Origin of the sequence: Streptomonospora nanhaiensis (assembly GCF_026642255.1) — a bacterium.
Classification (GTDB): Bacteria; Actinomycetota; Actinomycetes; order Streptosporangiales; family Streptosporangiaceae; genus Nocardiopsis; species Nocardiopsis tropica.
This window is the reverse complement of sequence record NZ_CP113264.1, coordinates 3,983,017-4,002,938: the sequence shown is the minus strand read 5'-3', so window position 1 is coordinate 4,002,938 and position 19,922 is coordinate 3,983,017. Positions and strand designations below refer to the sequence as shown.

The following is a 19,922-nucleotide window of genomic DNA, read 5'->3' as shown; positions in this document are numbered from 1 at the left end:
GTGGACGGATCGTTCTTGGGTCAGGGGTGCTGAGATGCCCGACAGGGCGGCGACGTGACCGGACAGAGCGGGGAGGTCAGCCCCCGAGCCCCTCGGCCTCGGCGTCCAGGAGCCGGTGATGGCGGAAGGTGAGTGCTCGTTCGGTCCCCGCGAGGCCGGTGGTGACGGTGAGAATCGTGTTCGCCCATGCCGGCAGGTCGATGGGCGAGACGAACGGGGTGAAGCGATCGGCCCAGATCGGCAGGTGGGTGGCTGCCCCGAGCAGCTGCGGGGCGAGAAGGATCAGATTGACCGTCAGCACGAGGACGGCGCAGGCAGCGAGGGCGCGCCCGACCTCGGGATGACGGCGGGAGAGTCGGGCGCGCCAGTGCTCGGGTGTCCCCGGTGCGGGATCGAGACGTCGCCGGCTGCCGTCCGCGCTGATCAGGTGGATCCGCTGCATGCCGTACCTGCTCGCGGCGACCTCGATGCCGTCCGATCCGAGCGGGAACCGGACCGGCATGTCGGAGGTCTGCACGTGCCGGCCGTCCCGGTAGAGCGAGGCCCGGCCCGCCATGTGATCGACATCGACCGCCGCCGTCGACGCATCGGGAAGGTCGATCGCGAATCGTGTGCGCTGCAGCGAGGGGGAGGGGCGGAACGGCGGCAACGGCGAGCCAGGCTCGGGAGCGGGCGTCGACCACGCTTCCGCATCGCCGTCGAGGCCTTCGAGCCCCTCGAAGCCGTGAGGATCCTTCCGCGCCGCACCGGTCCAGGGCTGGTGCCAGTCGTTCATGCCTCGTCCTGCCCGGGGGCGTCACAGGACGGGGCACCGCCACGAAATCTATTTAGCATGTCCATGCCAAATAAAGTAGCACAAGCATGCCAAAAAATGGCTAGGATGGCGTCATGCCCAAGAGAGTCGACCCGGATGCCCGCCGGGAGCAGGTCGCCGAGGCCGTGATCGACGAGATCGTCGCGCATGGGATCCGCTCGGTGACCCTCGCTCGGATCGCCGCACGCACCGGCCTGGCCATCGGGAGCATCCGGCACTACTTCGGCGACACCGTTCGCGAGGTCATGCGCTTCACGCTGGGCGTCCTCATACAGCGCGTCGCGCGCCGAGACGCGACGCTGTCCGACGACCCGGTGGCACGGATCGGGGATGTGATCACCTTCGCCGCGCCGACCAGCGAGCAGGAGCGCCGGGAGAACATCGCCCTCGTCGAATACCGTGTCATGGCGCGCACGGACCCGGAGTTCGCGGCCGACATCGCCGCGACGTCCCTCGCGGGTGCGGAGGTGGTCCGCTCGCTGCTGCGCGAGGCGCTGGTCGACCGTGATGTCGAGGAGGAGGCGCTGCACCGTGAGGCGCTCCTGCTGTTCGCCCTGATCGAGGGCTTCTCGTTCAGTTCGGCGCTGTTCTCCGCCCCGTTGTGCGAGACGGACGTCCGTGCCGCCGTGACGGCGACCGTGCAGCGTCTGCGCGACGCCTATCCGCCTTCCGGGGGAGCCGTCGAGGGAACGTCCAGAGCTCCTGAGGCCGCCGAGGGGTCACGGAGCCACATCTAGTGCTGTGACCGGAAGGTTCACCGGGTCGAGGTGCAGGCCGTGAGGTCGACCGGCCGTCCTCCCCAGCGGATGCCTTTCTCGCTGCGCACCCGGGCGCGTTCTCGGCGTTGGGCCGCGAGCACGTGCGGGTGGCGGGCGTTGGCGTTGCGCCACCGCAGGTAGGCGTGCAGTACCCGGGTTGGGACCGTGTGGCCGGGGTGGTGGGAGTTGGCGATGGTGAACTGGCGCAATGGTCCGCAGTGGGCCTCGATCGGGTTGGCCCACCAGGCGTAGGTCGGGGTGAAGCACAGCTCGCCCTTGTTCCTGGCCGCCCAGGCGCGGATCTTGGGGCTCTTCGCGGACAGGTTGTCCATGATCGCGTAGACGGGGGCGCCGTCCGGGCGGGCGGTGTGGATCGTTTTCAGGGCCGTGAGTGTGTTCGCTCCGTCCCTGCGCCGGTGGTTGGTGCCCCGCACAGTGTCGGAGCCCACCGAGTAGCAGCCGTGGAAGTAGGTGATGCCGTGGGTGCGCCATGGGGCGGGTGCCGAGCGGTCCGAACTCGTCGAAGGCGAAGACCCGGTCGGGGAAGTGGGTGGTGACGTGCTCGATGCGGTCGAGTTTTGCGTCCAGTTCGGGGTCGGGTGGGTCCTTCCAGGTACGGGTGCGCTGGAAGGTGACGCCGTGCCGGGCCGGCAGGGTGCGCAGGGCCTCGCGGCCGATGCGGACGGGGTGTGCGCCTCGCGTTCAGGTGGGCGGCGAGTTTGCGGATCGACCAGCGGGTGAAGGGTTGGCCGGGCGGGTGGTGGCCGTCTGGACGGCGAGTTCTTCGTCCTCGTGGGCTTGGACCAGGCGGGCGATCACGGGGACGGTGTTGCCGCTGGAAGGGGCCAGGATCTTCATCGCCCGCCGGTAGCGGACGCTGTTGGTGCTGCCCCGGCGGACGATGCGCTGGAGTTTTTGTCCCTCGGGCGGGGTGAGTCTGCGGGCTCGGACGGGTTCGGCCACCGGGTGCCTGCCAAGGGGTGGGGGCCCAGTGTTGGGTTCAACCCTGTCAGGTGTCACCAACCCGGTGAGCCTTCCCGGTCACAGCACCAGGCGGCGGGCGATGAGGGCCCGGGTGCTGTACGCGCAGGACCGCCGCACCTGCGAGGCCGCCCCGAATCCGCTCCGGACACACGCGGACCGCCCCGGGCGCCGGGTTCGGCGTCGGTGCAGCCTGTCGACCGGTCGGCCCGAGGGTCACGGGGTCGACGAGGTGCGACCTCCCCCCTCGAACGCCGCCAACGAGGTGATGAAGCGCTCGGCCGCGGCGTCGACCTCGGCGGTCGGGGTCAGTAGTTTCTGCAGCAGGAGTCCTCGCAGGGATGCGGTCGCGATGATGCTCTGCTGCCTGGCGTCGGCTGCCGTGGCGCCGTCGCGAAGAGCTGCCGTTTCGAGAAGCTGCGCCAGGCCGTCGATGTCGACGACGAGCTCCTGGAACGCGTCGCGTTCATAGACCGCCAGCCCGACCAGGTGGAAGAAGGCATGGACGCGGTCTTCGTGCGCGGGGTCCGAGTAGAAGCTCCAGACGGCTCTGCACAGGGCCGCGAACCCGAGTTCGTTGCCGGTCTCGGCGATGACGAGGTTGTCGCGGCGGCGCGCCTCCAACAGCACGGCACGCAGCAGACCCGGCCGCGACCCGAAGTGATACGTCAGCAGCGTGTGGTGCACACCGAGCCGCTCCGCCACTTGGCGCATCGACAGGTTCGGGCTGGGGCCGTTCTCGCCGAACTCGTCGAACAGCGCCTCCAGGAGACGCTTCTTCCCTTCCCCGACCGGCGATCTCACGTTGCCTCCGTTGACAGTTTCACCACTGTTGAGTACGTTACCGCACAGTGAATTCACCACTGTTGAGTACAGTGGGCCGCAACCCGGGGGAGGAGGTTCCATGACCGGTACATGGCTGGTCGGCGGTACCGTCGCGGACGGATCGGGCGCCGACCCGACCGCGGTCGACGTGTGCGTGGAGGACGGCATGATCACCGCGATCGGGAGGGCGCCGTCGGGCGCGGCGGTCGTCGACCTCGGCGGCATGGTCCTGACCCCGGGACTGATCGACGCACACGTCCACCTGGGTCTCTCGAGCCCGGTCGGAGCGCAGTTCGGGTTCCAGCTCTCGGCGGCCGAGCTCGCCGCCGACATCTTCGCCGCCGCGGGCCACGACCTGGACGCGGGCTTCACCACGGTGCGCGACACCGGCGGCATCGACGGCGGGGTCGTCGGGGTCATCGCGAAGGGAAAGGTGCGGGGTCCGCGGGTCCTCTCGTGCGGTCCTGTGCAGTGCCAGACCGGGGGACACGGCTACTACGGGGCCGCATGGGAGCCGACCGGGCTGTGGGAGGCCCACCACATCCCCGGGCTCTGCGCCCTGTCGCTGATGTCGGGCAATGCCGACGAGCTGCGGCGCAATGTGCGCGAGTCGTTCCGTCGCGGCGCGAGTTTCCTGAAGCTGTGCGTCACGGGCGGCGTCGTCGGGGGACACGACCGCCTCGACGACACACAGTTCACGCACGAAGAGATCGCCGTGGCGGTGCAAGAGGCACAAGCGCGCGGTACCTACGTCACGGTGCACGCGCACAACAACGCGGGCATTCGCAACGCAGTGCGGGCCGGCGTGCGCTGTGTGGAGCACGGCACCGACATCGACGAACCGACGGCCCGGTTGATGCGGGAGCACGACGTGGCCCTGGTCCCCACCTTCGCCGTGGTCGAGCAGCTCATGGACGCCGAGAGCATGGGCCTGGACCCCGCGACGCGGGACCGCGTCGCCGGAGTCCGCCAACGCATGGCGACAGCGCTGGAGACCTCTCGCGCGGCGGGCCTGAGGATCGGCCTGGGCTCGGACCTCATCGGGCCGAACCAGCAGCGCCGGGGCCAGGAGCTGCGCCTGCGAGCCGAGCTGGAATCACCCATGCGGGCGCTGGTGTCGGCCACCAGCGTCAACGCCGACATCCTCGGGCTGGGCGGGACCGTCGGAATGGTCCGCGTCGGGATGCGGGCCGACATGGTCGCCTGGCGACAAGACCCGCTCCACGACCCGAACGTGTTCGCCGATCCGGACATGGCCGCCCTCGTCTTCAAGGGCGGTCACATCATGAAGGGACAAACCCGATGAGCGAGATACTGCACGGCTGCCTGCCGGACACGGAGTACCTGGAGATCACCGCGCGGTCGGGGCACCGCTACGGCGTCTGGGTGACCACGCCCCCCGGTTATACGGACTCCACGGAGCCCCTGCCGCTGATCTACGTGTTGGACGGCAACTGGACGGTCGGGCTCACCGCGCCCCTCATCGTCACCCAGGCGGACCCGTATCTGACGATCGCCCCCTACATCCAGGTCAGCATCGGGTACACCGGTGAGGAGGCGGCGGCCTGGGCGCAGATTCGCAACCGCGACCTCGTACCGCCGGGGGAACCCATCGGTGACGACATGCTGGCCACCCTCACGAAAGCTCGCGACACGGGTGCGATGACCCAGGAGCAGGTCGACGCCTACCTCGCGGAGCTGAAGGAGGCCCACGCCGACGTCTTCCTCGACTTCCTGACCGGCGAACTCCACCCCCACCTCCGGTCGAGGCTGCGTGTCAGCGAGTCCGGGCACGGCCTCTTCGGCTACTCCTACGGAGGTCTTTTCGCCCTCTACGCATGGCTGCGCGAGACAGGTCTCTTCGCGAGCATCGGTGCGGGCAGCCCCGGTGTGGCCAGTACGGACAGCCAGATCTTCACCCTCGTCGAAGCCCTGCCGGAACTCGGCGAGGACGCAGCCGCTCCACAGCTGCACATCACGCTGAACGAAGCCGAACTGCTGGGAGACATTCCGTTCTATCGCGGAATGGCCCGTAACGTCCTTGCGACGGTGGAACAGCTGCACACCCAGGGGCGGTCGGAGCAGGTTTCGCACGCGTTGTTGCGGGAGACGCACGTCACCGGGCTGCAGGCATCCTTCCTCAGCTACCTGAAGGCATGCCACAGGCGCTGACCGGCCGCGGCCGTGAGCGCCCCGACAGCCCATCCGCCGGGCCGGTGCCGAACGTGCGGCGCGGGCGGGCCTAACGCCCCACCGCCGTCGGCCGGGTGCGGTGGAGCCAGTCGGCGACGCCGGTGACCACGGCCGGGTCGACGTGGTGCGGCAGTGCGTAGTCGGCCGGGGTGGACGGGCCGGCGCCGGGGAAGAACAGGTGGTCGTCCGCCTCGAAGACGCGGAAGTCCACCCCGGGCCGGCCGGCCAGGCCCGTCCGCCACCGGGCGAGGTCGTCGGCGACGGTGACCTGGTAGTCGCGGCCTCCTTGGAGGATGAGCATCGGCTTGCCGAGTGCGGCGGCGGTCGCCACCGGGTCGTAGTCGCGCAGTTCGAGCCAGTACGACGCGGGCAGACCGAACGGCAGTTCCGAGGCCGGGGTCGCGGAGGTCAGTCCGGGGCCGTCGACGAGGGCGGCCTGTCCGGCGAACGTCTCGACCAACGAGGCCGGCACCTGGTCCGGGAGCACCGAGGAGAGGTGGGAGGCGACGCGGACGGCGGCATGGTGCATCGGCTGTGCGTCGCCGGCCATGACCACCAGACCGGCCACGGAGGGCTCGGCGGTCGCGACCAGCGGGGCGACCTTGCCGCCCATGCTGTGTCCGAGGACGAAGACGCGCCCGGCGTCCACCTCCGGGCGGCGCCCGAGCAGGCCGACCGCGTCGACGGCGTAGGGCACGTACTCCCGCGACATGGTCAGGTCGGGCGAGGCCGCGAACCCGCTGTGGGCGAAGGTCGCCTTGTCGAAGCGCAGCACCGCGATCCCGAGCCCCGCCAGCCCCCACGCCAGGTCCTTGAGCGGCTTGTTCGGCCCGCTGGTCTCGTCGCGGTCGAAGTGCCCGCCGCCGCTGAGCAGCACCACACCGGGACCGGGGCCCCGGTCCTTCGGGACGCTCACGGTGCCCGGCACGGCGAGGGGGCCGGTGCCGACCGTGACGTCGTGCTCGGTGAACAGGTGCGGGTCGGCGTAGGGCGGCGGGGCCCAGGCGGACACGGTTCCGGTCGGGGGTTCGTCAGACATCGTCATCACCTTTCTCATCTTCTGCGAACGTTAGCATGGTGTGAGATCATTTCTGCATGGACGGTTTCGAACTACTCGCACACCCGGTACGGCTACGGGTGATCCACGCGATGCGCGGCGGACGGGAGCTCACGACCGCCGACCTCTGCCTGCGCATCCCGGACGTCTCGAAGGCCACGGTCTACCGGCACGTCGACCTGCTCGCGGCCGGGGGAGTCCTGGAGGTCGCCGGGGAGCGGCGGGTGCGCGGCGCGGTCGAGCGCCGCTACCGGCTGCACCGGGAACGCGCGGCGATCGACGCCGACACCGCCGCATCACTCTCGCGCGAGGACCACCGGCGCGCTTTCGCCACCTCTCTCGCCGTCCTCGCAGCCGAGTACGACGCCTACCTCCGCCGTGACGAGGCCGACCCGGTGGACGACCAGGTCGGCTACCGCCAGCACGCCGTCTGGCTCAGCCCCGAGGAGCTGCGCGAGACGATCGAGGGGATGCGCGGGGCGATCGCGCCCCACCTGGCCAACGAACCGGCGGACGGCCGCACGCAGTACCTGCTCAGCCCGATCCTCTTCCCGATCGCGCCCCCACCGGCCGGGACCGATCCCGACACCGTCGACCCGCCGGCGCCCGGCGGCTGAACGAGCCGCCCCTCACCGCGGGGGCCGCTCTACCGTCGTTCCCCGAGGCCGGTCCCGGTGTGTGCGCCCCGGTGACACGGGCGGCGCCTCCCGTGCCGCGCTCTCCGCGCCCGGCATCCCGGCCGTCCTGCCGCAGCGCGAAGACCGGTGCGGGTACGAGAACCGTGTCGTCCGCGTTCTCCGCTGGTGCGGTTGACCGGGAGGGTGGACAGGACTGGTCAGAAAAGGGGAGAAAAGCCGTAGTACAAAGGCCGTGGCCACATCGAACCGGAAACCGGGATCACGTTTTTCGGGTTTCCGATAAAGCATCTCTGGTTTCTTGGGGTGAGAGTTGCTACGGGGGCGGGTGAGGCTGGTTTCCGCCTATTTTTCACCCCATGATCGACGGTCTCGCTCTATCGTTCACCCCCGAAGGGGCCGGGTCGTTTCGTCGCGATGGCCGACACCGGGGCTCGGACAGGGCGGAGCGGCCGTTTCCGTATCGGACCCGGCCATCACGGGGTTGTGGTCCTCGCCGGACGTGGGCGGACGGGGCACGGACTGGTGCCCGGCAACGTATGGAACAAGGGCCCCTCGAAAAACAGACGGTTTTCGCCATGAGATCGCTATGGGGCCGGGGTCGATGTTGACGACATCCGCATCAGCATCCGGATGTGGAGCCGAGGAGGACGACCGGGCTCTTTTTCTTATCCCGAAACCACTCGACTGACGAAAGCATCACATAGGCTAGCTGCTTCTCACCCTTCGGACATCGATGTGAATTTTTCCATCGCGAGCAGTCTTTCCTGGAGTGATGCATGGCCCGACCACCCCTCCCCGACGGCGCCGAGGGAACGACGTCCTCCCTACCGCCCGTGGACACCGCCTCCTACACCCGCAGCGAGGCCACCCGCCTCCTGAGCGCGGGGGCCTATCTCGACCCCTCGTTCCGCAGAACCGCTATCACCGAACTCGTCGAGCATCCCGAACGCATCGCCCCCCCGTCCCTGGGCTACGACGCGGTGACCGTGCTCCGGCACTGCCTGCGGGCCAGGAGCATGGATGTGAAGGCCTCGGTCCTGGTCCTGGCGGTCCTGGTGTCCGGGGCCGTGATTGCCGTGGGCCTGATGGTCGGGGGGATGCCGGACACGGAACTGATGAGTCGGATCGATTACGCCCTGCCCGGGGAGGCAGCTCAGGAGGCCCCCTCCGGTGAACAGACAGACCAGGAGGCCCGCGCCGCCGCCGAGGAGGCCCGCGCCGCCGTCGAGGCGGCAGCCAGGGTGGCCCCCTCCGCCGGGGAGATGGGGCTGGCCGCCCTCGTCTCCCTGGTCCTGCTCGTCCTCGTCGGTCTGCTGTCCCGAGCGCGACAGAAGTTTCTGGGTCGGAGCGAATCGCTCCTGACGGTGGTCATCGGGGGCGCCATCGATCCGGCCAGGCCGGCCCACCGCTTCCTCGCCAGGCTCCTGGGCCTGGCCAACCTGGGGCTGACGGTGCTGTGGATCCTGCCCGCGTGGGCGTTCCTTCGGGGCGGCCACATCCTCGCTGCCCTGGCCGTCCTCTTCCTGCCGGTACTCCTCCTCGCGATCGGCGTGTGGCACCGACTCGCTCTCTCCCGAGTCCTGTGGACGGAACTGTCCCGCTCCTCCTTCACCGGCAGGGCCCCGAGGACCCCCCTGTTCGCAAGGCGGCACACGGGCACACTGGACGCGATCGGCGAGGAGCAGTTCTCCCGCCTCGTCCTCTACAACGAGGACCAACCCTTCCTCGGCGCCGGCGAGTCCTACCGCCCCTGGTCGCTGGCCCTGGAACTCGAACGCCTTCCCGGCGCCCCGCACAGGGCCGAGCCCCTGGACGGTCGCCGCGTCCTCGACCTCATCACCCCGCAGTTGGCGAGGCTCGCCGAGGTCTCCTCCCAAACCAGCAGGGACCGGCTCAAGGACCTGGAGCTACAGGAGTGCGTCTTCCTCCCGGCCGCCCTCCCCGAGGGCGTGTGGCACGCCGACCGCCTCTACGAGGAGAGCAGCGTCCGTGAACACCTCGAAGCATCCGTCGGGGAGGGCGCCGAGCAGCGGCGGCACTTCCTGCGGATCCGGGTGGGCGGTTGGGACGAGGAGGTCGTCACCACCGTCTTCGTGCGGGTGCACACCCAGGGCGACCTTCTGATCCTGGAGGTGCTGCCTTACGTCCTGTCCCCGTTGCGGAGCTCCTTCCACGAGGTAGACGCCATTACCGCGCGGTCGGCCCGTTTCCCGGTGTCGGCCCTGGTGACCGCGCCCGCGATGACGGTGGCCGTCCTGGTCCGCGGGGCGGGCACCCTCAAGTCGTGGTGGTTCGAATGGTTCGGGCTCGGAGTCGGGGAGACACAGGAGGCGCCCCGGCTCAGCATCCGCGAGTCGGGCTCGCGCGACACACGGTCGATGTTCCAGGAGATGGACGTCAACCGGTACGTCAAGACCATCCAGGACCGTATTACCTCCGGGGCCCAGCAGGCCCTGGTCGAAGCGGGCTACAGGACCGAGGAGTTCCAGCAGCGGGTGGTGAACATCAGCCGCGGAGGCGTGTTCATCGGCGGTTCCATGAGCGGATCGATCGCCACCGGAGCCGCAGCGAAGGCCGTCACCGATCTGGTGGCCAAGAAAAAGAGGAAAGGAGAGGAAGTAGCACCATGACCCACGACGACACCGCACCTGCTGAGGGCTCTGTCTCCATCGGCGGCTCGCTGCACGGCGGAGCGGTCTCCACCGGCACGGGCGGCTCCGCCGAGGTTTCTGCGCCAACGGATTCCGATCGCCGAGAGGAGCCACGCCCCTCCACTCCGGTCGCACTCCCCCGGGGAGCGGTCGGGAAGCGCGCCCCGGGATCCGTCGCCATCGGTGGTGACGCCCGGGGGGTGGCGATCTCTACCGGGGACCACGGCACGGCGCGCTTCGAGGCGTCCTCCGACGCCGTGCAGGACGAGCGGTACCGGGAGCTGTTGGAGCAGGTCCGCCTGCTGCGTCAGCAGCTCCCCCTGTTCGCCGACGCGGAGGGGGTCGCCGAGGTGGAGGCCGAGCTGGTCCAGACGGAGGAGGAGATCGCACAGACCGGCACCGCCGCACCGGGCCTGTTGCGCCGGTTGTGGGAGCGGCTGGAGCAGGCGAACACCGCGCTGGGCGCGCTGACCTCGGCCACCGCCCTGGCCGAGACGGTGCGACAGCTCACCGGCTGAGGGGGGACCGTGCCCGATTCCACGAACGCGCGCTGGGACGCCGACCAGCAGAGTTGGGTCGGAGGAACCCGTCCGGAATCCGCTGGAGGCGAGACACCGAGGCAGCTGAACATACCGACCCTGATGTTGGTGCCCCTGGTCGTCCTGCTCATCGTGGTGGCGGTGGCGGCGGCGGTCGGTATCAGCAGGCCCCCCTCCACCGGGGGCAGCGACTCCGGACAGCAGAGTGCTCCCGCCAAGGACGAGGCCAGTGCGGCGGAGTCCACCGCTGAGGAGCCGTCCGAAGAACCCGCCGAGGACGGGTGTGCGGACGGAGGGAACAGTGAAACCTGTGACGACGCGGAGAGCCCGGAACCCCCCGAGGCCGAGGACCCGTTCGCCGAAGAGGACGTAGAGTCCCAGGCGCTCGACGGATATGAGCTCAGCACGGATTCTGGCTGGTTCGGGCTCCACATACCGGAAGGGTGGCAGTACGAGGGCGGGGGAGCGTCGGAAGAGTTCTTCTACCATCCGGACGATCGGAGCCACTTCATCAAGATCATCGACTTCCAGGGCGAATACCTCTCTCCATGGCGGGCCATGAACGCCCTGGAGTCTGAGTTGGAAGCCACCTACGGGCAGTCTGGTTACGACGACTACAACGGGGCGGCGGTGCTGGAAGAGGATCCGTCGGTCATGGAGTTGAACTACGCCTACGACCACGACACATTCGGGCACCAGGACGTGTACGTGCGTACCTTCTTTGGTGAGGGCGGTGGAATCTACGCGGTATCGGCCGAAGGACCGTTCGAAGAGTGGCGGACCACCAAGGAGCACTGCAAGGAGGCCGCCAACTCGTTCTGCCTGAACGAACATGAATGCTCCTGACAGGACGGCCTCTCCAGGGCGTCGCGTGCGGTCACCACGAGGCCCGCTCGGGGCCGGTCACCGGCTCCGAGCGGTCGACGGCCCGCAAGTCCGGCGGGAGGAGGCCGCCCGTGTGAACCTGTCCTGCTCGACTCCCCGAGTACATCCCCCTCGTCTTCGGTCCGGGATGCCGCTTCGACGGGCGCAGTCATCCACGTCGCGGAGAGCGCTGCCACCGAAATCCTGACCTGCCGTCCCTGAAGGTCCTCACGTGCCATGATCCCCATGGGTCATCTGATGATGACCGGATGTCACTGAACGGGAGAGCACATGAGTGAGCGCCAGACTGGCACTGTGAAGTGGTTCAGCGAGGAGAAGGGGTACGGCTTCGTCACGCCGGATTCCGGAGACCCCGATCTGTTCGTGCACTTCAGGGCGATCGAGAGCAGCGGATTCAAGACCCTTAACGACGGGCAGAAGGTCAGCTTCGAGGCCGTTCAGGGGCAGAAGGGGATGCAGGCCGACAAGGTTCGCGTGGAAGCGGAGTAGGGGACCGGGGGCGGTCTTGCGCGCCGGACCGAAGCCGGGAAGACGCTTCCCGGCTTCGGTCCGGGGCTGATGAGTCGGACTCCATCATGTGCCGGGTGTTCGCCGAAGCTTCTCGTCCTGTGTGTGCAGGGTGGTGATGAGGTCGTCGATGTGTGCGGCGGTGGTGGGGGCTCCGGTGTCGGTGGCCAGGTCGCGGGCTTCTTGGAGGGTGCGGATGAGGGTTGCGTGGTCGGGTCGTGTGTCGAGCAGGGTGTGGAGCTGGGTGCGGGGGTAGCGGCGGTGTCCGCCGAGGGTTTTGACCGAGGCGAGGCGGCCGTCTTTTTCCCAGCGGGCGACGGTCTTGGGGTCCACGCGGAAGAGGCGGGCGACCTCTGCGGGGGTGAGCAGGGCCTCGGCGCTCTCGAGCAGGTCGGGCAGGGGTGCGGTGGGCACGGTGGTTCTCCGTCGGTGTCGATCGGCGGTTGTGGGTTGTGGGTTGTGGGCGGCCGGTGGCCTGTGGAGCGGGCTCGGGGCCGGACCGGGGAAGGTCGTCCGGCCCCGAGCGGGTGGGGCGGGGCCGCCGGCTCCCCTTTTTTGGCGGCGGCCCCGCGGCCCGGTGGTGGTGTGCCACCGGGCGGGGGAGTGGTTCAGCAGCCGAAGACGGCGCGGACGGTGATCGCTCCGCAGGGGGCCTGGGTCCAGTCCCAGTAGGCGCACACGGCCTCGACCAGCCGTAGGCCGTTGCCGCCGACGCGCAGGGGTTCGGGGTCGGGGACGGCGGGGAGTGTGGGGGCGGTTCCGGGTGTGGGGCCGTTGTCGGTGACGTGGAGTTCGAGGTGGCGGCGGGTGCGGTGGATCTCGATGCGCACGGTGCCGCCGGGCAGGCCGGAGGCGGTGTGGCGCAGGGCGTTGGCGGTCAGCTCGGACACCGTGAGGGTGAGGGGGTCGGTCAGGCCGGGGCGGGAGCGGGTGGCGTGGGCGGCCCATTGGCGGGCGGCCTTGACGTGGCTGGGGTGGGGGCCGATGAGGATGCCCGATGTTGTGGGGGTTCCGCACAGGCGGCGTGGAAGTGCGGGGGGAGGGGCGGTAGGCTGCATTTAACTCACCTCGTGTCTTAGTGGACAGGTGAGGCACTAGCTCCGGTGGCCGCCTTTGACTTCGGCCACCGGAGCTTTTTTGTGCCCAAGATGGTCGCCCGCTCGTGGTTAGGGGCGAGCTGTGGTGGGCTCAGGTAGCGACTGACTGTTTCCCAAGAACAGACTGCTGGCCTGGGCGAATGCCGTCTAGCGAGGTGTGGAAACTGGGGTGCGTGTATGCAGGAAGTCTGTGAACTGTAGTGATGTGTGTTTAACTGGAGTCATGACTAAGGCTCATAACCCCGTGAGTCAAGCCGCAGTGGATCAGTTCCGGAACGAGTTGAAACGATTGCGGCTAATGGCTGATTTGTCTCAATCGGAGCTGGGGAGGCGAACAAGCACGTCAGGGGCCCAGATCGGAGCAATCGAGCGAGGTGAGCGACGTCCCGCTCGCACGTTTGCTGAGGCTGCCGACAAGGCTCTGGGTGCCTCCGGGTCGCTACACATGCTTTGGCCGGGCGCTCGTTCGTCGTTCCCCCGATGGATGGCGGAGTTTGCTGAGCTGGAGATGAAAGCCCAGGCCATCTATGAATTTCAGGTACAGGCGCTCCCTGGCCTCACCCAGACGAAAAACTACATGTCAGCACTGCTTGATGCTGCCTGGCCCCCCTTGGGGGTGACTGAAGCTGACCGGATCAGAAACGGCAGGTTGGAGCGGCAGGCAGTCTTCAAGCGAGAACCTCCTCCGATGTGCGTTTTTATCGTGGAAGAGATTGCTTTTCGACGGGACGTCGGCGGCTCAGAGGTGATGAAGGAACAGCTTGATCACCTCTTGCGCCTGGCTAAAGACCCGTTCGTTCAGATCCAGTGCGTTCCGACTGCCCGCGGAGCACACTCGGCCATGGATGGATCGTTCGTCGTACTCGAGATGAGTGAGGCCGAGAGCCTGGTTTACGCTGAAGTGCCGGGCGCGGGGCACGTGATCGTTGATGCACAGACCGTGGCAAACTCCCAGAGGAAGTTTGGTGCGCTGCGCTCGCAGGCGCTCCCGCACGAAGAGACTGTGCGGTTCATTGAAGTGAGAAGAGGGCATCTCGATGACTGACGATGGAGTGTGGCACAAATCCAGCTACAGCGGCCAGCAGGGCCACTGCGTCGAGGTTGCGGAGGGCCTGGTCACCGGTGTCCGCGACACCCAGAACCGAGAGCTGGGGCATCTCGACGTCCCTGCTCCTGAGTGGACCGCGCTGGTGAACGCGGTGCGCTGCCGGTAACACCCCCCACATCCTGCACGCGAAGAACCGCACCCCGTCCGGTTACGGGGTGCGGTTCTCCTGTGAGAGCCGGAGCCCTGCCTCTCGGGGTCACCCCACCTGGGCCAGCCCGGCAGGCCGCCGGCCGGTGGTGGACTTCTTGGACTGCAGCCAGATGATGACGCCGACCACGAGCGCACCGGCGGCGAGCAGTCCGCCGGCGAGGTTGGGGCTGCTGTCGCCGAGTCCCGTGCTGATGACGTAGCCGCCCAACCAGGCCCCGATGGCGTTGCCGAGGTTGAACATGCCGATGTTCATCGAGGAGGCGAGGTTGGGGGCGCCGGCGCGTTCGGCCCGTTCCATCACCAGGCGTTGGATCGGGGAGACGGTGGCGAAGCCCGCGGCGGCCATGAGGAACACCGCGGCGAACGTGACCACGACGTTGTCCGCGGTGAGCCAGAACACGAGCAGCGTGACCGTGAGCAGGGCAAGGCTTCCCAGCAGCAGACCCATGAGGTTCTTGTCGGCCAGCCGTCCTCCCAGGATGTTGCCGATGAACAGCCCGAGCCCGAAGACGAGCATGTAGGCCGTGATCCAGCTCTCCGGGGTGCCGGTCGCGTTCATGGTGATGGGGGCGATGTAGGTGATGGAGGTGAAGAACCCCGCCGGTCCGAGGACGGTGATCAGCATCGCGAGCAGCAGTTGTGGGTTGACGAAGGCGCGGACCTCGGCGGCGAAGTCGAACGACTCATCGGTCCTGCTCGCCGGGATGCAGGCGAGGATGCCGACCAGGACGATCAGGCCGATCGCCGAGATGCCCAGGAACGAGGTCCGCCAGGAGAACTCCGTGGAGACCCAGGTGGCGATCGGGGTGCCGATGAGCGTGGCCAGGGTCAGACCGGAGAACATGAACGCGATCGCGCTGGTCTTCTTGTGCTCGGGAACCGCGCGCGAGGCGATGATCGAGCCGATGCCGATGAAGGCCGCATGGGTCAGTGAGGAGACCACTCTGCCCAGGAGGGTCAGCGCGAAGGACGGGGCGAAGGCGGTCAGCAGGTTCCCGACCACGAACAGGCCCATGAGGACGAGCAGGAATCTCTTCTTCTCGAACCGCTGCCCGACCAGGACCAGGACCGGGGCGCCGAGGAAGACGCCGAGGGCGTAGGCTGTCGCGGCCCAGCCCGCGGTGGTGACCGAGATGCCGAATTCGGTGGCGATTCCGGGCATCAGGCCGGAGATCGCGAACTCGGTGGTGCCGATCCCGAAGGCGCCGGCGGCCAGGGTCAGCAGCACCAGCCGGGTGCGTGAGGCGTTGTCGTGGGAAAGCATGCCCACCAGCCTGGACGGACCGGGATACGGCAGCCAGACACCTGTTGGGTGTGCGCCCGGGGTTCCTACCACTGACAGGGTCATGCTGGTTCGGGCCGGAGTACCTACCCTGGTAGGTATGACACCTTCGGCGAGCACACCATCGGGGAACCTGGGTGAGTTCCTGCGCTCCCGTCGCGCTGCCCTCGACCCCGAACAGGCCGATGTCATCAGCTGGGGCCGACGCCGCAGGGTCCCCGGGCTACGGCGTGAGGAAGTCGCCCAGTTGGCCGGCGTCAGCGTCGCCTACTACACGCGACTGGAACAGGGGCAGGCACGCAACGCCTCGACCGAGGTGCTCCTCGCCCTGGCGCGGGCGCTGCAGCTGACGCCGACCGAGGTCGAGCACCTGCTCGACCTGGCCAAACCCTCGCAACTGCGTCCTGCGCCCCGGACCAGGCCCGAGCGACCGCACCCCCGGGCGCTGGCGATGCTGGAGGCCATCTCCGGTCAGCCCGCCGTACTCCTGGGGCGACGCAACGACGCGCTGGCCTGGACCCGGACGGGCCATGCCCTGCTGGCCCCGCACCTGCCGTTCGACAGCACCGCGGACCCCGCGACACGGCCGTCCATGCCGAGGCTGCTGTTCCTGGACCCGCGCGTGCGGGACTCCTACGTGGACTGGAAGACCGAGGCGTCCACGAACGTCGCCTACCTGCGGCGGATCAGCGGCAAGTACCTCGATGACACCCGTCTGGCCGAACTCGTGGGCGAGCTGAGCATGAAGGACCCCGAGTTCTCCTCCCTCTGGGCGTCCGGCCGCGTGGGGGAGTGCGTCGGTGGCACCAAGCGCTTCCGCCATCCCCTGGTCGGCGAGCTGAGCATGGAGTTCCAGATCTGGCTCCAGGCCGACAGCCCCGACCACCGCTTGGAGGTCTACACCCCGAGCGATCAGATGTCCGCCGATGCGATGACCCTGCTGGAGACCCTCACGCACGACGAGGGGCTGGGAGGCAGGCCTCCCACTGCGGAGAACGCCAACGGCACGGCTTCGGCACGGACACCGTCGGAGTACCGGAGGAACTGACCGGCACGCGAGTACCCGGATCCGCGCGCACGCGTCGGACAGCGGATGCCATGCGACCGCGCCCTCGGTGCACCGGCCCGAGGGGCGGGGGACTCGGGCGGTCGGCGGGGCCGGTCCGCGGCCTCGGGTCCGTCGCCTAGAGTCTGCCCCAGTCCCACAGTGCCTGGAGGACCGGGCCGAGGCGGCGGCCCCGGGGCGTCAGCGAGTAGCGCACCCTCGGCGGCCAGCCCGGACGCCGTTCCCGCCCGACCACCCCGGCCGCGCCGAGGTGTGCGAGACGGTCGGACAGCACCTTGTCCGACAGCTTCGGCAGGGCCTCGCGGAGCTCGCTGTAGGAGCGGTCGCCGCGCAGCAGTTCGCGCACCACCAGCGTCGTCCAACGGCCCTGGACGGCCGAGAGGGCGATCTCCACGGGGCAGGTGGGCGTGGGCTCCGCGACGTCCGCGCGCGGATCCTCGGGCAGTCCCGGGTGGCCAACCGTTGGGTGAGTCACGAGAGCGCCTCCTAGCGTGGTCGACACATTCATGATCCCGAACCGGAAGGACGTCCGTCGACCATGAGAGAACTGGCAGAACGGCCCGAAGACGTGCCAGCGGTGTTCGCCGAGCGGTTCAACAGCGGCGACCCCGACGCGCTGGCCCAGGTCTACGAGGACGCGGCGGTGCTGGTCCTGGACCCGTGGACGCCGCTGACAGGACCGGACGCGCACGCCGCCAACGCCCGGCTCCAGGGGCTCGGCGTTCCCGTCTCCGTCCACCCGCGACACGTCCACACCAGCGGAGACCTGGCGCTGCTGATCGTCGACTGGACCATCGAGGGCACCGGCCGCGACGGGCAGGCGGTGCACATCGAGGGGACCGCCACCGACGTCGCCCGGCGGGGACCGGACGGGCGCTGGCGGTATGCCATCGACAACCCCTTCGGCACCGGGGCTGGGTAAGCCTGCCGACGGCGCGGGGGGAACGGCGCCCTGCCACGGCGCGCCCGGTGACTCCTTTCGCACAGGTCCGGACGCGGAGCCGGACCGAGGACACCCGCACGGTTCCGTCGGAGGTCGCGGCCCGCCCGCCATGGCGGGTCACGACCGGCCGGACTCCTGCTCCGCGGTGCCGCAGCCCCGGTGGTGGCGCATGACACGGGCGGGCGGCCTCCCCCTTCTAGTACGTTTGTACTTGTACGCACGTACTAGACATTGGGGTGAAAAAGATGCTGTTCCGGACCTCTGGGCGACGCGCACAGGGGGAGCGCCCATGACCTCCCGCCGGGACCCCGAGAGGCGCCGACGCGCCATGGTCGAGGCCGCCGCGCAGGAGATGGTCGCCAACGGCAGTTCCGCCCTGACGCACCGGCGGGTGGCCGAACTGGCCCGGGTGCCGCTGGGGGCCACCACCTACTACTTCGACTCCCTGGACGACCTGCGTGCCGCCGCCCTGCAGGCCATCGCCGAGCAGGCCGACGAGGAGCTGCGCGAGTTCGCGGAGGAGATCCACGGCTGCGACGGCCGCCCCGAGGGCATCGCCGCGCTGTTCGCCGCCTACCTGGGCGACCGCGAACGGCTGCGCGCCGAGAGCCTGCTCTACTTCGCCGGCGTGGACAACCCCGATCTGCGTCCGTTCGCCCAGCAGTGGGTACAGGGGGTCACCGAGATCCTGCAGGCCTACGCCGCGCCCGAAGCGGCCCGGGCCACGGCCGTCTACCTGGACGGGGTCATCCTGTACACCCTGCTCCACGACCGGCCCCTCGACGAGGCGGCACTGCGCATGGCGATCGCCGCCCTGATGAGCACATCCCTGGAAGAGAAGCCGTGAGCACTCCGCACCACACCTCCGACGCACCGGGCGCCATCGCCGGACACCTGTCCGCCGGCCGCCGCTGGGCCGCCCTGGCGGTGCTGGCCGCCAGCCTGCTCGTGGTGGTCATGGACATGACCATCCTCAACGTCGCCCTGCCCGAGATGGCCGCGGCGCTGTCCCCGACCGCGGCCCAGCAGCTGTGGATCGTCGACATCTACTCGCTGGTCCTGGCCGGCCTCCTGGTCACCATGAGCACCCTGGGCGACCGGTGGGGCCGCAAGAGGATGCTCCTGACCGGCTTCGCCGTCTTCGGCGGGGCCTCCCTGCTGGTCCTGGCGGCCGAGTCGGCCCCCGTGGTGATCGCCGTGCGCGCCCTGCTGGGCGTGGGCGGGGCGATGATCATGCCGGCCACGCTCTCGATGATCCGCAGCCTGTTCACCGACCCGGCCGAACGGGCCAAGGCGCTCGGCATCTGGGCGGCCGTCGCCTCCCTGGGAGCGGCCGTGGGACCCATCGTGGGCGGTCTGCTGCTGGAGCACTTCTCCTGGCACGCGGCGTTCCTGCTGAACGTGCCCCTGATGGCCGCGGCCGTCCTCGTGAGCCTGTTCCTGCTGCCCGAGGCGCGCAACCCCCGCCCCGGGCGCTGGGACGCCCTGGCCACCGCCCTGTCGATCGCGGGCATGACCGCCCTGGTGTGGGGCATCAAGCGCATCGCCAAGGAGGGACCGGCCGACGCCCTGGCACTGGCGGCGCTCGCGGCGGGGCTGGCCCTGCTGGTCTGGTTCGTGCTGCGCTGCCTCCACAGCGACTCGCCGCTGCTGCGGGTACGCCTGTTCACCGTCCCCTCCTTCACGGCCGGGACCCTGGCGGCGCTGTTCACCATGCTGGCCATGGGATCGGCGCTGCTGCTCGCGGCGCAGTGGTTCCAGCTCGTGCAGGGGTGGTCGCCCCTGCAGGCCGGGATCGGGCTGCTGCCGATGGCTGTCGCCGCCACGGTGGTCTCCCCGCTGGCGCCGGTGCTGGCCCAGCGCATCGGCGCCCGCACCGTCCTGGTGGGCGGCCTGGCGCTGTCGGGGCTGGGCTTCGCCGCCCTGGCCCTCGCCCCCGCGCCGCTCACCTACGCGCCGGTCGCGATATTCCTGACCCTGCTCGGCGCGGGCATGGGATCCCTGGCCATCGCCTCGGCGATCATCATGTCGGGGACCCCGGCCGAGCACGCAGGCAGCGCCGCGGCGATCGAGGAGACCTCCTACGAACTGGGCGCGGTCCTGGGCGTGGCCGTGCTGGGCAGTGCGGCGTCCGCCCTCTACCGCGCCGAACTGCCGGCCTCCGACCTCGCCGCCGCGGGCCTGGGACCGCAGGGGGTGGGGGCGGCGCAGGAGTCCCTGGGCGGCGCCCTGCACGTCCTGGCCGACCTGGGCCCCGCCGGCGCCGCAGCCGCGTTCCAGGCCCAGGAGGCCTTCACCCACGGCCTGACCCTGGTCGGCGGCATCGGCGCCGCGATCATGCTGGTGTCGGTGGTCGTGGTGTTCGCCCTGACGCCCAAGGACCTGGACGTGACCAAGGGCCACTGAGGCCCGACCGCCGCTGCGGGCG

Annotated in this window: 20 protein-coding genes and 3 pseudogenes; 15 read left to right on the top strand and 8 right to left on the bottom strand. The window is 69.4% G+C overall.

The genetic code is table 11. The annotated features are described in order from the left end of the window. Nucleotides 1–76: 76 nt before the first annotated feature. Nucleotides 77–775 carry a hypothetical protein gene (locus tag OUQ99_RS17425; protein ID WP_267944820.1) on the bottom strand — a complete coding sequence of 233 codons (699 nt, stop codon included), beginning with the start codon at nt 773–775 and terminating at the stop codon, nt 77–79. 113 nt (nt 776–888) lie between these two features. Here OUQ99_RS17425 and OUQ99_RS17420 point away from each other — a divergent pair, with 113 nt between their 5' ends. Beyond that, nucleotides 889–1,551 carry a TetR/AcrR family transcriptional regulator gene (locus OUQ99_RS17420; RefSeq protein WP_267944819.1) on the top strand — a complete coding sequence of 221 codons (663 nt, stop codon included), beginning with the start codon at nt 889–891 and terminating at the stop codon, nt 1,549–1,551. A 17-nt stretch (nt 1,552–1,568) separates the two neighbouring features. Here the strand turns inward: OUQ99_RS17420 and OUQ99_RS31605 are convergent. Next, nucleotides 1,569–2,535: pseudogene (locus OUQ99_RS31605) on the bottom strand (IS630 family transposase). A 234-nt stretch (nt 2,536–2,769) separates the two neighbouring features. Continuing rightward, nucleotides 2,770–3,357: a TetR/AcrR family transcriptional regulator gene (locus OUQ99_RS17405; protein WP_267944816.1), complete on the bottom strand. Its 588-nt coding sequence runs from the start codon at nt 3,355–3,357 to the stop codon at nt 2,770–2,772. A gap of 100 nt (nt 3,358–3,457) precedes the next feature. On the opposite strand from OUQ99_RS17405, the gene OUQ99_RS17400 reads away from it, so the two are divergent. Both OUQ99_RS17400 and OUQ99_RS17395 read left to right on the top strand, forming a co-directional pair. After that, on the top strand, nt 3,458–4,684 hold the full coding sequence (locus tag OUQ99_RS17400; RefSeq protein ID WP_267944815.1) for a metal-dependent hydrolase family protein: 1,227 nt from the start codon (nt 3,458–3,460) through the stop codon (nt 4,682–4,684). After that, nucleotides 4,681–5,550, top strand: coding sequence for an alpha/beta hydrolase (locus OUQ99_RS17395; RefSeq protein ID WP_267944814.1), 870 nt, complete (start codon nt 4,681–4,683; stop codon nt 5,548–5,550). Before OUQ99_RS17400 ends, OUQ99_RS17395 begins: the two co-directional genes overlap by 4 nt. 70 nt (nt 5,551–5,620) lie before the next feature. On the opposite strand, the gene OUQ99_RS17390 is transcribed toward OUQ99_RS17395, so the two are convergent. Beyond that, a complete protein-coding gene (locus OUQ99_RS17390) occupies nt 5,621–6,610 on the bottom strand; it encodes an alpha/beta hydrolase family protein (protein WP_267944813.1) in 990 nt (329 codons plus the stop codon). A gap of 56 nt (nt 6,611–6,666) precedes the next feature. Between OUQ99_RS17390 and OUQ99_RS17385 the strand changes: the two genes are divergently transcribed. The 5 genes from OUQ99_RS17385 (at nt 6,667) to OUQ99_RS17365 (ending at nt 11,830) form a co-directional block, all read left to right on the top strand. After that, nucleotides 6,667–7,245 carry a helix-turn-helix domain-containing protein gene (locus OUQ99_RS17385; RefSeq protein ID WP_267944812.1) on the top strand — a complete coding sequence of 193 codons (579 nt, stop codon included), beginning with the start codon at nt 6,667–6,669 and terminating at the stop codon, nt 7,243–7,245. A gap of 797 nt (nt 7,246–8,042) precedes the next feature. Beyond that, complete coding sequence (locus OUQ99_RS17380) at nt 8,043–9,896, top strand: hypothetical protein (protein WP_267944811.1); 1,854 nt, start codon at nt 8,043–8,045, stop codon at nt 9,894–9,896. A gap of 221 nt (nt 9,897–10,117) precedes the next feature. Then, entirely contained in the window at nt 10,118–10,435 is a 318-nt protein-coding gene (locus OUQ99_RS17375; RefSeq protein ID WP_267944810.1) for a hypothetical protein, read from the top strand. Between the two features lie 9 nt (nt 10,436–10,444). Further along, nucleotides 10,445–11,302, top strand: a complete 858-nt coding sequence (locus tag OUQ99_RS17370; protein ID WP_267944809.1) for a hypothetical protein — start codon at nt 10,445–10,447, stop codon at nt 11,300–11,302. A 309-nt stretch (nt 11,303–11,611) separates the two neighbouring features. Continuing rightward, on the top strand, nt 11,612–11,830 hold the full coding sequence (locus OUQ99_RS17365) for a cold-shock protein (protein ID WP_267944808.1): 219 nt from the start codon (nt 11,612–11,614) through the stop codon (nt 11,828–11,830). Between the two features lie 243 nt (nt 11,831–12,073). On the opposite strand, the pseudogene OUQ99_RS17360 reads toward OUQ99_RS17365, so the two are convergent. Further along, nucleotides 12,074–12,247: pseudogene (locus OUQ99_RS17360) on the bottom strand (BldC family transcriptional regulator); the annotation flags it as partial. 209 nt (nt 12,248–12,456) lie between these two features. After that, a complete protein-coding gene (locus OUQ99_RS17355; protein ID WP_267944807.1) occupies nt 12,457–12,906 on the bottom strand; it encodes an ATP-binding protein in 450 nt (149 codons plus the stop codon). Between the two features lie 262 nt (nt 12,907–13,168). On the opposite strand from OUQ99_RS17355, the pseudogene OUQ99_RS31725 reads away from it, so the two are divergent. From OUQ99_RS31725 to OUQ99_RS17345, 3 genes and pseudogenes are all read left to right on the top strand, one after another. Beyond that, nucleotides 13,169–13,375 (top strand): annotated as a pseudogene (locus OUQ99_RS31725) (helix-turn-helix transcriptional regulator); the annotation flags it as partial. Nucleotides 13,376–13,429: 54 nt separating this feature from the next. Next, nucleotides 13,430–13,990: a DUF5753 domain-containing protein gene (locus OUQ99_RS17350; RefSeq protein WP_267944806.1), complete on the top strand. Its 561-nt coding sequence runs from the start codon at nt 13,430–13,432 to the stop codon at nt 13,988–13,990. Continuing rightward, nucleotides 13,983–14,159 (top strand): DUF397 domain-containing protein, encoded by a 177-nt coding sequence (locus OUQ99_RS17345; protein WP_267944805.1) that lies wholly within the window; start codon nt 13,983–13,985, stop codon nt 14,157–14,159. Before OUQ99_RS17350 ends, OUQ99_RS17345 begins: the two co-directional genes overlap by 8 nt. A gap of 90 nt (nt 14,160–14,249) precedes the next feature. Here OUQ99_RS17345 and OUQ99_RS17340 read toward each other — a convergent pair whose 3' ends face one another. Continuing rightward, nucleotides 14,250–15,467 (bottom strand): MFS transporter, encoded by a 1,218-nt coding sequence (locus OUQ99_RS17340; RefSeq protein WP_267944804.1) that lies wholly within the window; start codon nt 15,465–15,467, stop codon nt 14,250–14,252. Nucleotides 15,468–15,585: 118 nt separating this feature from the next. On the opposite strand from OUQ99_RS17340, the gene OUQ99_RS17335 reads away from it, so the two are divergent. Further along, entirely contained in the window at nt 15,586–16,533 is a 948-nt protein-coding gene (locus OUQ99_RS17335) for a helix-turn-helix domain-containing protein (protein WP_267944803.1), read from the top strand. Between the two features lie 136 nt (nt 16,534–16,669). Here the strand turns inward: OUQ99_RS17335 and OUQ99_RS17330 are convergent, their stop codons facing one another. Beyond that, a complete protein-coding gene (locus OUQ99_RS17330; protein ID WP_267944802.1) occupies nt 16,670–17,026 on the bottom strand; it encodes a winged helix-turn-helix transcriptional regulator in 357 nt (118 codons plus the stop codon). 63 nt (nt 17,027–17,089) lie between these two features. Between OUQ99_RS17330 and OUQ99_RS17325 the strand changes: the two genes are divergently transcribed. The 3 genes from OUQ99_RS17325 (at nt 17,090) to OUQ99_RS17315 (ending at nt 19,900) form a co-directional block, all read left to right on the top strand. After that, nucleotides 17,090–17,473, top strand: a complete 384-nt coding sequence (locus OUQ99_RS17325; RefSeq protein WP_267944801.1) for a YybH family protein — start codon at nt 17,090–17,092, stop codon at nt 17,471–17,473. A gap of 310 nt (nt 17,474–17,783) precedes the next feature. Next, nucleotides 17,784–18,341 (top strand): TetR/AcrR family transcriptional regulator, encoded by a 558-nt coding sequence (locus OUQ99_RS17320; RefSeq protein ID WP_267944800.1) that lies wholly within the window; start codon nt 17,784–17,786, stop codon nt 18,339–18,341. 35 nt (nt 18,342–18,376) lie between these two features. Further along, nucleotides 18,377–19,900: an MFS transporter gene (locus tag OUQ99_RS17315; RefSeq protein WP_267950412.1), complete on the top strand. Its 1,524-nt coding sequence runs from the start codon at nt 18,377–18,379 to the stop codon at nt 19,898–19,900. The last annotated feature ends 22 nt before the right edge of the window (nt 19,901–19,922 follow it).